Origin of the sequence: Thalassotalea sp. 273M-4 (assembly GCF_041410465.1) — a bacterium.
GTDB lineage: Bacteria > Pseudomonadota > Gammaproteobacteria > Enterobacterales > Alteromonadaceae > Thalassotalea_A > Thalassotalea_A aquiviva.
In genome coordinates this window covers 2,259,579-2,273,100 of record NZ_CP166961.1, presented here as the reverse complement: position 1 = coordinate 2,273,100, position 13,522 = coordinate 2,259,579, and the positions used below count along the sequence as shown (strand labels likewise).

The 13,522-nt window shown below is 40.3% G+C and carries 11 protein-coding genes; 8 read left to right on the top strand and 3 right to left on the bottom strand.

Annotation, left to right across the window (positions count from 1 at the left end; translation table 11 throughout):
• Positions 1–20 precede the first annotated feature (20 nt).
• On the bottom strand, positions 21–2,147 hold the full coding sequence (locus ACAY00_RS10280) for a family 16 glycosylhydrolase (RefSeq protein WP_371373104.1): 2,127 nt from the start codon (positions 2,145–2,147) through the stop codon (positions 21–23).
• Between the two features lie 334 nt (positions 2,148–2,481).
• On the opposite strand from ACAY00_RS10280, the gene ACAY00_RS10275 reads away from it, so the two are divergent.
• Both ACAY00_RS10275 and ACAY00_RS10270 read left to right on the top strand, forming a co-directional pair.
• Complete coding sequence (locus tag ACAY00_RS10275; RefSeq protein ID WP_371373102.1) at positions 2,482–2,709, top strand: hypothetical protein; 228 nt, start codon at positions 2,482–2,484, stop codon at positions 2,707–2,709.
• A 337-nt stretch (positions 2,710–3,046) separates the two neighbouring features.
• Complete coding sequence (locus tag ACAY00_RS10270; RefSeq protein ID WP_371379687.1) at positions 3,047–3,298, top strand: hypothetical protein; 252 nt, start codon at positions 3,047–3,049, stop codon at positions 3,296–3,298.
• 86 nt (positions 3,299–3,384) lie between these two features.
• Here the strand turns inward: ACAY00_RS10270 and ACAY00_RS10265 are convergent, their stop codons facing one another.
• Positions 3,385–5,052: a dipeptidyl-peptidase 3 family protein gene (locus ACAY00_RS10265; RefSeq protein ID WP_371373100.1), complete on the bottom strand. Its 1,668-nt coding sequence runs from the start codon at positions 5,050–5,052 to the stop codon at positions 3,385–3,387.
• Positions 5,053–5,288: 236 nt separating this feature from the next.
• Here ACAY00_RS10265 and ACAY00_RS10260 point away from each other — a divergent pair, with 236 nt between their 5' ends.
• Complete coding sequence (locus ACAY00_RS10260; RefSeq protein ID WP_371373098.1) at positions 5,289–5,786, top strand: glycine cleavage system protein R; 498 nt, start codon at positions 5,289–5,291, stop codon at positions 5,784–5,786.
• 81 nt (positions 5,787–5,867) lie between these two features.
• Here ACAY00_RS10260 and ACAY00_RS10255 read toward each other — a convergent pair whose 3' ends face one another.
• A complete protein-coding gene (locus tag ACAY00_RS10255) occupies positions 5,868–6,839 on the bottom strand; it encodes a PstS family phosphate ABC transporter substrate-binding protein (RefSeq protein ID WP_371373096.1) in 972 nt (323 codons plus the stop codon).
• Positions 6,840–7,441: 602 nt separating this feature from the next.
• Between ACAY00_RS10255 and ACAY00_RS10250 the strand changes: the two genes are divergently transcribed.
• The 5 genes from ACAY00_RS10250 (at position 7,442) to yegQ (ending at position 13,388) form a co-directional block, all read left to right on the top strand.
• Positions 7,442–8,389, top strand: a complete 948-nt coding sequence (locus tag ACAY00_RS10250; protein WP_371373094.1) for a porin — start codon at positions 7,442–7,444, stop codon at positions 8,387–8,389.
• Between the two features lie 214 nt (positions 8,390–8,603).
• Complete coding sequence (gene phoB, locus ACAY00_RS10245) at positions 8,604–9,290, top strand: phosphate regulon transcriptional regulator PhoB (protein ID WP_371373092.1); 687 nt, start codon at positions 8,604–8,606, stop codon at positions 9,288–9,290.
• 22 nt (positions 9,291–9,312) lie between these two features.
• On the top strand, positions 9,313–10,632 hold the full coding sequence (gene phoR, locus ACAY00_RS10240) for a phosphate regulon sensor histidine kinase PhoR (RefSeq protein ID WP_371373090.1): 1,320 nt from the start codon (positions 9,313–9,315) through the stop codon (positions 10,630–10,632).
• A 269-nt stretch (positions 10,633–10,901) separates the two neighbouring features.
• Positions 10,902–11,822: a recombination-associated protein RdgC gene (rdgC, locus tag ACAY00_RS10235; protein ID WP_371373088.1), complete on the top strand. Its 921-nt coding sequence runs from the start codon at positions 10,902–10,904 to the stop codon at positions 11,820–11,822.
• Positions 11,823–11,987: 165 nt separating this feature from the next.
• Positions 11,988–13,388: a tRNA 5-hydroxyuridine modification protein YegQ gene (yegQ, locus tag ACAY00_RS10230; RefSeq protein WP_371373086.1), complete on the top strand. Its 1,401-nt coding sequence runs from the start codon at positions 11,988–11,990 to the stop codon at positions 13,386–13,388.
• The last annotated feature ends 134 nt before the right edge of the window (positions 13,389–13,522 follow it).

Here is a 13,522-nt window from a genome sequence, read left to right as displayed (position 1 = left end):
CTGACATCTTTTAAACTAGATTATAAACACACGCCAGTGCTTGCGTTCACATCTAGAGGCAGGGTTGTTTGCACATCGTTAACGCAGAAGTTAACAGAAACCGCACCTGACGCCGCACTGGATGTTGCAAAAACAGCGACACCATTTGCATCGGTTACAGCTTGTGCTGACTCATTCCATGTACCGCTAAAGTTACCTGAAATTTGCGCGCCAGCAATTGGTGCGCCTAAGTTATCTAAAAGCGTTACGGTTGCCGTACCACTTTTCTTGCCACGGCCAGCGCCTTCAGTACCTGTAACCACGGAACTCACCACCGAACTAACAGCATCTTCAGTACCACCCGAAGTTACGACAACTTGCTGTTCAATGGTATCTGTAGCACCTTGATTGTCGGTTACGGTTAGTGACACAGTGTAGGTGTTAGCACTTGAGAATGTGTGATTTACAGATTCACCCGTTGCGGTGTTACCATCGCCAAAGTCCCAGGCGTAGCTCACGATATTACCATCGCTGTCTGAGCTTGCTGTTGCGTTAAAGCTACAGTTAAGATCGGTACAGTTGTTGTTGAACGCGGCTGTAGGTGGGGTATTCACTGGACCAGTACTTTCGCCTAAGATTTCAATGTTATCAATAACGTATGTGTCATTGGTGAAGGTGTTAGGGTCGATTAGAATGATCACATTATCTACCGCAGTATCGGCGGTAGCAGTATCAATTCGATCGGCCATTTTAAATTGCAGAGTTTGCCAACCATTAGCGTGCTCTATGAACGCTTCGTATTTACTGTGACGCCCACCAGGGTAGTTACTTGGTGTTGCAACACTGCTGTTTTCTAATTGAATCAGCACCTGCTTACCAACAAGGCTCGGGTTGGTGTTGTTAAAGTCCATGCTAAATGATTTGCTACCAGTAACAAATTGGCCTGCATCAGGAATTGCAGCCGTGCTTGCTACAATGACATCATATTGGCTGGCGCCATCACGAGTATAGGTTAGTACGCCATTGCTCACATCATAGCTACCATTGCTCGATGTTACGGTCATTGCGCTGTTGCCGTTGAAGTTTTCTAGAACTGTTTCTGTCGTTAGTTCAGGGCCGACATAGATATCTGTTTGCACAGAACAGGCACTGGTTACTGCGGTCACGGTTTGGTTGCTAGCAGCACTTGCTTGATCCCACATAACGTCAACAGAATTGTTATTTGAACTGATGATAGTACCACCGGTTACTTGCCAGTTAGTGGCGGCCCCGTTGTTTAGGGTGTAGGTTTGTGTTGAACCCGGCGCGACTAAATGCTCACCCTGTAAGCTTGGCTGGCTTGAAGAATATACGCGAACGTAATCTACTTCTAAGGTTTGTGGTAGCGCTGAATCATCGACATCACCACCCCATGTACCACCAACGGCTAGGTTAAATAAAATGTGAAAATTATTACGACCATCAAAAGGCCAATCTTCTGGAGCAACATCGGCAATAGTTTTGGTTGAGTATAAAAGGTTGTCAACGTACCAACGTATTTCATCGGCCTCCCATTCAATGGCGTAGGTATGGAAGTTATCTGACCATTTGTTTGGCTGCTTTAATATGCTACCACCGGTGTGAGAGTTATTGGGGTAAGGCTGACCATAATGAATGGTCCCAAAAGCAAGCATCGATGATTGACCTGTTGATTCGAAAATATCAATTTCCCCACTTATCGGCCAAGTATTAACAGGATCGGTTGGTAGCATCCAAAATGCCGGCCACATACCTTGGCCACTTGGCACCTTCATTCTGGCTTCAATACGACCAAAGCTCCATTCACCACTGCCAGGCATATTCGCTGTTCTTAGACGAGCAGATGTATATTGCGTCCCTTTGATCCGTTGTTTTTTTGCGGTAATGGTTAGTTGACCATTTTGCACCACGGCATTTTCAGCTTGATAAGACTGTAATTCACTATTTCCCCAACCACACATGCCAGCGCCTTGGTCACAACCGTCACCAATTTGAGCTTCCCAGTTAAGTTGATTTAATTGGGTACCATTAAATTCATCACTCCAGATGGGAGCTTGACATTGCTGTGCATAAGCGACAGAGGTACCTAAAGAAATTGATGATAAGATGAGTAAGCTATTTAATTTTTTAGCTTTTGATTTTATTAGCATTTATGCCTCGTTGTTATTTTTGTTTTCTATGATTATTGTTGTTTTTTTATAAACCAACTGCATTTATTATCTTGTTGGTAGACGATTTAATATAGAATGGTTGTTGTAAGATCAATGTAAAAACGATAAGTCGGTACTTAATCTCGATATAGAGCAGGGGAAACGTCTAGTTGTTTGATTTATGAACAGGTTTGAGTGGCGTTTTTTGAGGGGGCCATATTTTATTGGCAAGAGGACAATAACCTTATAGTGGTTTATTCGGGTAACGCTGAAACTTGGTCAGTATGTACTATACTTAAATGAGGTTGATTGACCTTATTTTGGGAGAACTTAAGTGAAATTATTAGTTACTGTTTTAATAGTCTTTTTAGCGGGTTGTTCGACGACAGATGATTATTCTTGGGCGGGTCTTACTGAAAGCGATATTGAAGCAAAACGTAATGGTGTGGTCATCGTTACCAGTGAAGCAGGGCCTACTTCGACATGTTTAAAAAATAAACACGTTTATTCAATTTATGGTACCTCTGCGGTTCAAGATACTAATGCTTCAAACCAATGTTAAGTATCCATACCATGGTGTAATATAGATGCGTATTTGGCACTTATAACGTAAACATTTGATATTCTGTCTACTAAAGCCTTGATAAAATATTTATCAAGGCTTTTTTATTGTCTAAGACTTGTCCAAGCGCTACGACATCTCTTGAGTACAGCAACTTGTGCAGTGTGTTACTCTAAGTATAATAGCCGATGGTCGATTTCAACTTATTGACTTTGTGACACTTAATGTTATTGAGTAACAAATGCTGGCGTCACAAGGCATTATTTTACATCGACTGCCTTTTAACAATGCGACTCGTGAATATTGTGAGTCTTTTTTAAACTTAAATATTTCGTCTATGGCTAAACCAAATAAAAAAGCGCCAACAAAAGCTGTTGATATATTTTGCAGTAAATGCCAGCAACAGCTTTTTAAATATAAAAAAGGTGGCAAGGGTGCTTTAGTCAAATGTTTTAAAGAACGAATCTGCAAAGACTTTACTGCAGATGGATGTACTTGTCCTAATTGTGACAGTCAGTTTGCTCGAGAAACCCTTATTCGAGGCACTCCGGCCTATAAAATGATGGGTGGAAAAGTTTGGTTTAAATAAGACTAAAAGAGCAGATAACAAAAAGCCAGAATGTATAAATTCTGGCTTTTTGGATTAATAATTTACTTACAAATTTATCTTTGGGCTTATAAACCTAACACTTTTTTGCCTTGTTTAAAGGTAATATCAACGGGGATATTCGCCTTCTCAAGTTTGGCCAAATCAGCCGCTAGTTCGGGACGAATTAGCCCCATCTCTGCCACCAACTTATCAACCCCTTCGTAGTCACCATTACCTTGTAGAGTGAGAATCAGTTCAGATAAAGAATCAATGGCTTTGGTCATTTTATCCATATCTACCTTGTATAAACCGTTTTCATCTAAAGTGAATGCACCGTTATCGGCAAAGTAGTTAAAGCGCACCATATTGGCTTTACCGTGAGCGCTTGATGCGCCAAAACGCACAGAACGGAAAATACCAGCCATAAAAGTGGTGTAGTAATCCTTTAATACGCCTTCGCTAATGGCACCTTTTTCCAGTAATTGGCTAACCATGTAAAGGCCCAAAATATCGGCTTTGCCTTCTTCAAGGGCTGACGCATGCTCTTTTAATGCTTGGCGAACGGTCCCTTTGTCGTTGATGGTATTTTTTATACCTAAGCCATGTGCCACTTCATGGAACATGGTATTTGCAAAGAAGGCATCAAAGGTAACGTGTTTTCTGTCTTCGGGGCTAACCAGCTCATTAGCAATAGGTAATAAAATAGCATCAAACTTAGCGCGCATTGCATTTTTAAGTTGTAAGCGACGGGTCCCTTTTTCTAATTGTACCTGTTCATCATTTGGTAGGTTAATCGCGATAGTTTTGCCACCAGCATTTGAATGCCCCGCGTAATAAACAACATCATAAGCATTTAAATCGGCATCAGAGCCAGGCACTTCTTGTTTGAACTTTGCGGCAACAGGCAGATTACGTTGTAATTCTGGTAAATATGCCGCGTATTTGGCTAAGCGTTCGCTCCAGCTCTTATCTTTGACCAAAACATAAGACTCAAAGCCGGCACGATAACCAAATAATAAATCTTCGTATGTTTCAATTGGGCCAATAACCACATCAATTGGGTTGTTTTTCATGTCCATCCAAGCAAAATCTGAAGCTTGGTAATCGTCAGTCCGAAATGCTTTAGCGCGCAGAGTTAGGTAGTTTGCAAACTCTTTATCTTCAGCATATGTTGCCGCTTCTTCAAGTAAGGCGGCTGCACGAGAAATTTGCTCGGCATAGGCTTCTGAGTATGGAATAGAATAAAGCTTGTTGTCGTTATCTCGACGTACGATGGTGTATAACGACTTATTGCCTTTAAAATTACTGGCTTCAAACTCTTCTTTGCTCATGTCTTTTGGGTAAAAACGAGCGCCAAGTGGCTTTTCCTCAGTATCGGTTAAAAATGGTTTATCGCCATCTAAACGATCCCAAGGGCCATAGTTTATTTGTGCAAATTTACGCGTTTTTTCATCTTTTATTGACGCTAAAAATTGCTCTTTATTGTCGCCAAATGCTTGTTGCCAAAACAGTTCGTCCATAATGACAGAAGCATCAATTAATATGCCTAACATCTTCTTTTGGTTCGCACTTAAGTGATTCAAATCGGCACTTAACGTTACTTCTTTATATATGTCTAAGCGGTTTTGAGCGTCGGCAGTTAAGGTGCGCTCAAGTGGCTCTTTTTTTGCTTGTTCATTACAGCCGGTTAGTAACGTAGTCGTGAATAAACTGGTAGCAAGAACAACCCCAGTTGCAATTTTTGTTAATTTCATAGTGTTTCCTCAAAGATTGATGACACAAGGTTAAAAAATTTTGCCCCATATTACCATCGCAAAATGCAATATCTTGAAATTACTCACACGGTTGCAAGATTTACTTTGCGAACAAAGGTGAGCTCTGTTATTAATATTTAAGAGGGCAGGGTGGTTTATTTTACAGATCTTAAATCGCGGTATTAAAAATAAATCCGAAAAACCTGTTTTAAGTAAGAACAATAAAAGGGTGATGTATGAGACATGTAGTAATTTCGTTTATTGGTAAAGACAAGCCAGGCATTGTGGATGCGCTCGCTAAAATTATTCAAGCCCACCAAGGTAACTGGCAAACCAGCAGCATGCGTCATCTATCGGGTTTCTTCGTTGGTATTTTAGAAGTTTGTGTCGCGGATGAAGATGCCGAAGGGTTAGTTGCTGATTTAGCACAAATGCAAGACTTGCAAGTTCAGCTAGAAATTGCAGAGCCGGTTAGCTCGCCCCTTAAAACCATTCGTATTGATATCACCGCCAATGATCGACAAGGTATTATTGGTGAAATTTCAGCTGTGGTACACAAACAAGGGGGCAATATGCTTAAGCTTGTGAGTAGCCAAGGCAGTGCTGCTCATACTGGGCAAACGATATTTAAAGCGACGGCTAATATAGCGTTAGGTACTGAGCAAGACGTGGATGCTTTAATTTCGGCATTAGAAGGTATCGCTGATGACTTAATTGTTGATATTATTAAATAAAAAAAAGGTTTGGAGGCGAAAGCCTGGCCAAACCTTGTATCAACTTGAGGCATTAACAAGATGCACTCAATAGTTAACAGACTAAAGAGCAATATCCAGTTTGTTTAATTCTTTTATCGCGACTTCTGCAGGCAGTGGAATGTAGCCATCTTTTTCTACAATTTTTTGGCCCGATTGCGAAAGGATCATTTTCAAAAATTCCGCTTCTTTAGGGGCTAGTGGTTTGTTTGGGTGTTTGTTTACGTACACATATAAGTAACGTGAAAGAGGGTACTCACCGCTGATCGCTTTTTCCATCGACGCATCAACATAGTCTGTGCCTTTTTTGCTTAAAGGCAGAGCACGAACACCAGAGGTTTTGTAACCAATCCCTGAATAGCCAATACCATTTAGGGATGCTGAAACAGACTGTACTACAGATGCTGAACCCGGTTGCTCGTTTACGGTATTTTTAAAGTCACCTTTACACAGGGCTTTCTTTTTGAAGTAACCATAGGTGCCTGATACAGAGTTACGACCGTATAATTGAATGTCTTTACCGGTCCAATCTCCTGTTAGTCCTAGCTTACCCCAGCGGTCGATGTCTTCTTTTCCCTTACATTTACGGTTGCTTGAAAAAATAGCGTCAACGTCTTGAATGCTTAAACCTTTAATCGGGTTGTCTTTGTGCACAAATACCGCAAGGGCGTCGATGGCAACACGAACAGGTGTTGGTTTGTAACCAAATTTCTTTTCAAATGCTTGAATTTCTTTTGATTTCATTTTACGACTCATCGGGCCAAGGTTTGACGTCGCTTCGGTTAGAGCCGGTGGCGCCGTTGAAGAGCCCGCAGCTTGAATTTGAATGTTTACGCTTGGGTAGTTGCGTTTAAATTCTTCAGCCCAAAAGGTCATCATATTTGCTAAAGTATCTGAACCAACAGAAGACAAGTTACCCGAAATACCACTTGTTTTAGTGTAAACTGGCAAGTCCTTATCTAACGCAAGCGCACTTTGGCTGGTCATCGTCATTGCCGCAATGCCAATTCCTGTCAATAAGCTTTTAAGTTTCATTTAATTCTCCGTGAATCGTCTTTTAATTGAATAAATTATTTGTTTTGATGGTTTCATCATAGGGCTTTTTTATGACAGATTTATGACGTTGGCCGTTTTATTTCTTCCGACTCTAAAAACGTAAAACGGCCAATCCCGTTGAATTATCTATCGGCTTTGCTGTCTTTTGATAGATTGTAAACGTTTAAGAAATCGCTTTGGTCAATTAAAAAAATTAAGCCAAATATCATAGAGCAATCAACATAGGTTAAATGCGATTAAACTTAAGCTGAAATTTAAAACATCATGGCATAAGAAAACAATATACCGACCTATTGTTGCTCACTATTGTGATTTAAAATGTAAAAAAATCGGTTCTGTCGTTAGACGCTATAAATAACCGCCACAACATATCTGCATAAAAATGAATCAGTTAGCTGTTTAGGGTCGTTCTCAAATGTTTTTATTGAACAATCATTCGACTGAAATTTTTTTAACGCAACTATTTGCAAAAAATTCTCTTGTTTTATTGTCCTTATGTCACAAAACTGTCATAAACTAGTGCCAAAATACAGCCAATTTAATTTATACATATTTAATTCATATATCAGGATATAGACATTATGAACTTAGTTAAATCAACACTAACGCTAGCATTAGTGGCAGCGGTTTCGGCACCAGTTTTAGCATCAGACGAAATTAATTTTTACGGTAAAGCAAACGTTGGCCTGCAGTTTTCTGATGAAGGTGGAGAGTCTGAAACTGAAATCAAGTCAAATGCTTCACGTGTAGGCGTAGACGGTGCGCTTAAAGTAAACGATGATTTAAGCGTTGTTTATAAAGCAGAAGTACAGGTTGAAATGTCAGATGACTCAAATGACAACATCAAAGGTCGTAACCAATATGTTGGTTTAAAAGGTGATTTTGGTAAAGTATTGTTTGGTCGAAACGACACCATGCTTAAGCAATCACAAGGTAAAATCGATTTATTCAGTGACTACGAAGGTGATATTAAAAACCTTTGGAAAGGTGAAAACCGTATGGGTGAAACACTAACGTATGTTAGCCCTGTGTATAATGATTTTTCGGCTGGTATTACTTATGTTGCCGAAGGTGATAAAGACCAAGATGGTGATGCAGGTATTTCTGCGGCCGTATTCTACGGTGACAAAGGCCTTAAAAAATCTAACTGGTATGCCTCAATTGCTTTAGATAATGACGTTGACGGCGAAGATGCAATGCGTTTTAACGCAGCCACCAAAGTTGGTGATCTTATGTTAGGTTTCATTGCCCATCAGCATGAAAAAGTTAGCTCGGGTGATGAAACCAAAGGTTTCTTGGTGTCTGGTGCATACAAAATCGACAAGGTTACGGTAAAAGGTCAAGTGCAAACGGCAGAACAAGACTTTGGTGATAAAGCCGACTACGTCGCTTATTCATTAGGTTTAGATTACAAATTAGCGAAAAATGCAAAAGTATTTGCGTGGGCTACGTCGTTTGACAATGACAAATCAGTAACCGGTGAAGAAGACAGCAGCTTTATTTCAACGGGTATTGAATACAAATTTTAATGTGTTTTGATGTTGATAAAGCCACGCCACTAAGGCGTGGCTTTTTTGTCTAAAGTGTTACCTAGGTCACTGCCAAGTCTTTGACAAGCCTAGTGCATTTGCATAGTGTTAGATAATGTGAATTTAACATGACCCTTTTTGAAAAATGTCATAAAAGTGTCATGAAACCAAGGCAAAATACGATACATTGCGTATTTTTGTCAGGAATTGAATTATGGAACGCCAAATTCTTGTCGTCGAAGACGAAGCTCCAATTCGTGAGATGATTGTGTTTGTATTAGAGCAAAATGGCTTTAATACGATTGAAGCGAAAGATTATTCAGAAGCGATGGCGCATTTAAAAGACCCATTGCCAGACTTGGTGCTGTTAGATTGGATGCTACCAGGTGGAAGTGGTTTGCAAATTGCTAAACACATTAAGCAAGAAAGATATACTCGTAAAATCCCCATTATTATGCTTTCTGCTCGCACAGACGAAGATGACAAAGTTCGAGGCCTTGATATCGGTGTTGATGACTATGTGACAAAACCGTTTTCTCCTAAAGAGTTAGTTGCAAGGATAAAAGCGGTAATTCGTCGGGTTTCACCGACTGCCTTAGAAGAAAAAATAGAATTTGAAGGTCTCACTCTTGATCCCGTTTCTCATCGGGTCACTATCAATGATGAGCCCATTGATTTAGGGCCAACCGAATTTAAATTATTACATTTTTTTATGACGCATCCTGAACGTGTGTACTCACGAGAACAATTGCTGGATAATGTCTGGGGGACTAACGTATACGTCGAAGATCGAACGGTTGATGTACATATTAGGCGCTTAAGAAAATCAATTACGGGTAAAGGGCATGAAGGGTTTGTACAAACTGTTCGCGGCGCTGGTTACCGTTTTTCAACCAATTGAACTCATTAGGTAATAACGCTGTATGATATATCGCTTTTCGTTAAAGCAATTTATAACCAAACGATTGCTTATCATATTGGCCAGTTTGCTTATTGGTTTTTGGGTCGGCCATGTTTGGTTGGTATTGTGCATTTCACTTGGCTTAACATTACTTTGGACTTATCGCCATTTAATTGGTTTGATTAACTGGTTATGGCATAAAAAATTACTGCATCCGCCCGAATCTACCGGTGTTTGGGGCCATGTTTATGACGGTATTTATCGCCGTATTAAAAGCTACCGTAAAAAACAAAAAAAGCTGGGGTATCAGGTTCGACAATTTAGAGATGGCGCCGAAGCACTTCCTGATGCCGCCATTGTATTAGACCTTGATTTTGCGATCCGATGGGCAAACAAAAAGGCTCGTCGATTATTGGGGATTCGCTGGCCAATGGATTCAGGTCAGCGTATAAATAATTTAATTCGCTCGCCACAACTGACCAAATACCTCAATAAAAATGACTTTACAGAACCTTGCTCAATATTGGCGCCTGATAATGACAATCAACAGTTAGAGCTTAGGTTTATGACCTATGGCGATAAACAGTATTTATTGCTGGCTCGAGATGTCAGCCAATCGAAGCGCCTTGAAAGAATGCGCCGAGATTTTGTCGCGAATGTATCACACGAACTTAAAACACCATTAACCGTTGTTCGAGGCTATGTTGAAATGGTACAAGAAGATGTTAATTTGCCCAAACATTGGTCGTACTCTTTTAAGCAAATTGAAGAGCAGGTTTCCCGAATGGACAGGCTTGTTGAACAGTTGCTGGTGTTATCTAAAGTGGAAGTGTCAAGCTCCAGCGATGAAGATCTTCGCAGTCCTATTGATATGCCAGAAATTTTATATGTACTCTTACAAGATGCACAATGGCTTAATAAAGAAAAACAACACCAAATCAGCAGTGATATAGACTCCAATCTCGGGATTTGGGGAGTGGCCTCTGAGCTTAAAAGTGCTTGTACAAATTTATTGGTTAATGCAATGAATTACACGGAACCGGGTGGTAAAATTCATCTAAGTTGGTACAAAGATGACAAGCATTGTGTCTTTAACGTGTCGGATGATGGATGCGGTATTTTACCCAATGATATCGAGCGCTTATCTGAGCGCTTCTATCGGGTCGACAAATCTCGTTCTAGAGATACCGGGGGCACCGGACTTGGTTTGTCCATTGTTAAACATGTGGCGCAAAATCATCGCGCTCATCTTCATATTGAAAGCGTATTTGGGCAAGGCAGTAACTTTAGTATTTTATTTCATCTTGAAGACGCTGTTGCTATCCCCGAAGAACTAGGGTAATAACAGGGTGTAACGTTAGCAAACAATCGTAATACTCAGTTTATTACCACCATAATGATGGTGGCAATAAAACCCCATTATTTAGCCTTTTCCTCAAGGTTTATCCTAAAAATAGATATACTCCCAAGCGGTATTTTGGTTATCATGATGCCATTAATGATGAAAACAAATCTTGAATGTGAGCGATAGCCTGATCTAGTTCGCTCATCTAACCATTTTATCTACCGCTAGAGTTTTAAATGTAGCGCCTTAATAAGGAAGTACGCCCCATGTGGTTTAAAAATTTATATATTTTCGCTTTTACCCGTCCTTTTACTCACACTGAAGAAGAGCTTGAAAAAGCACTACAAGAACATGTGTTTGCTCCTTGTGGTCAAACCGAACTGTCACGTTTTGGCTGGTCAACAGCGTTAGGTAAACATGGCGAACGCCTATTACACCATGCCAATGGTTGTTATTTGTTATCGGCTCGTAAAGAAGAAAAAATTCTTCCTGCGTCAGTGGTGAAAGAAGCCTTAGATGAGAAGGTCGAACAACTTGAGCATGAGCAAAGTCGTAAAGCGACGAAAAAAGAAAAAGAGCAATTTAAAGAAGACATTACATTTGCGTTGTTACCTCGCGCCTTTTCTCGTATTAACGACACCCAAGGGTATATTTGCCCTGAGAAAAACATTATCGTGGTTAATTCAAGTTCACGTGCGAAAGCCGAAGACTTTTTAGCCCTGTTGCGTAAATGTTTAGGCTCTTTACCTGTGACCAGTTTTACCCCTGATGCTGGTGCCGAAACCACGATGACCAATTGGTTATTAGAACAAACATTACCAGAACGTTACACTATTGGCTTTGAAGGTGAACTTAAAGCGATGGGCGATGACGGCGCTATTATTCGTTGTAAAAACCAAGATTTATTGTCAGATGAAATTTTGGCTCACTTAAATACCGACAAACAAGTGGTTAAAATCGCTTTCGATTGGGATCAAACTTTATCTTGTGTGTTATGTGATGATTTAAGTATCAAACGTTTGAAGTTTCACGACAGTGTGTATGAACAAAATGAAGATATCCCAAAAGACGATATGATGGTTAAAATTGACGCCGACTTTACCTTAATGACCGGTGAGATAAATCGTTTTATTGATGATTTATTAGCGCAATTTGATCTCGCTACCAATGCCTACCTAGAAGAGTAGTGTTTAGCTCTTACTCGTTTGGTTGCCAGTCTTAGCATGGACTGGCAACACCTGTCCTTATCTTAGTTACAAATTAACACGCTTGTTAACCGTGTGTGTCTTGCGCCATCGGCTTTAGCCGATTAAAATAGCGCACTTTTCAAATTCCAAAAAAATAGGGTTGGTATGACACAGTTTACCCCAGAATTATTATCACCAGCTGGTAGCCTTAAAAATATGCGCTATGCATTTGCTTATGGCGCCGATGCCGTTTATGCGGGACAGCCTCGCTATAGCTTACGGGTTCGTAATAATGAATTTAATTTAGCCAATCTTGAAATTGGTATTAATGAAGCGCATGCGCTTGGGAAAAAACTGTATGTGGTGAGTAACATCGCCCCACATAATTCCAAATTAAAAACCTATTTAAAAGATATTGAGCCCGTTATCGCGATGAAACCCGATGCGCTTATTATGAGTGATCCTGGTTTGATCATGATGGTTCGTGAAGCGTATCCGCATATGCCAATTCATTTGTCGGTACAAGCGAATGCTGTAAACTGGGCAACCGTTAAGTTTTGGCATCAGCAGGGGGTAGAGCGGGTTATTTTGTCGCGTGAATTGTCGCTTGATGAAATTGAAGAAATTCGTATGCGTGTACCTGAAATGGAAATTGAAGTTTTCGTTCATGGTGCGCTTTGCATGGCGTACTCTGGCCGTTGTTTATTGTCGGGTTATATCAATAAACGCGATCCAAACCAAGGGACTTGCACCAATGCTTGTCGTTGGTCTTATAATGCTCATGAAGCGAAAGAAGACGAACATGGCGATGTGATTGCGGTTGAACCACAAATTGCAATGCCTGAACAAAATGCAGAAATTTGGACACCAGAGCAAAAAGTGATTGAACAACCACCAACAGACGAAATATTCTTATTACAAGAACAAGGTCGTCCTGGTGAATACATGCCGGCATTTGAAGATGAGCATGGTACCTATATCATGAACTCAAAAGATTTGCGGGCAATTGAGCACGTAGAGCGTTTGGTCAAAATGGGGGTGCATTCATTAAAAATTGAAGGCCGAACTAAGTCGTTCTATTACTGTGCTCGAACCGCCCAAATTTATAAGCAGGCAATTAATGACGCGCTTGCCGGTAAGTCGTTTAATGAAAAATTAAAAGACAACCTTGAGCATCTTGCCAGTCGCGGTTACACCGAAGGCTTTTTAGCGCGTCACCGTCATGATCAGTTACAAAATTATGAGTACGGCTACTCAAAATCTGACTCACAACAATTTGTGGGTGAAGTGATAGGTCGTACAGAAGACGGTTTAATTGAAATTGAAGTTAAGAATAAATTCTTAACCGGTGATGCTATTGAATTGATGACACCACAAGGTAATTTAAGCTTCGTACTTGAGTACATGCAAAACCGTAAAGGTGAAGAAGTCACCGACGCTAAAGGCTCAGGGCATATTGTGCAAATCAAGTTAGATACAGAGCTTGATTTAGAATATGGCATTATTATGCGATATCTAAATGAAGGTGAAAACACCCGCCATCCTTTTGCGCAAAACCAAGCTTAATGACAAGATAAAGATCTGCAGTAAAAAACCGCTCAATGAGCGGTTTTTTGTTATCTTAAGTCCGCTCTACAGCGAAGCCTTTTGCAGAAGATAGCAGAGAAAACTTTAGGGTGCCATTGTGCGTAACTACATAT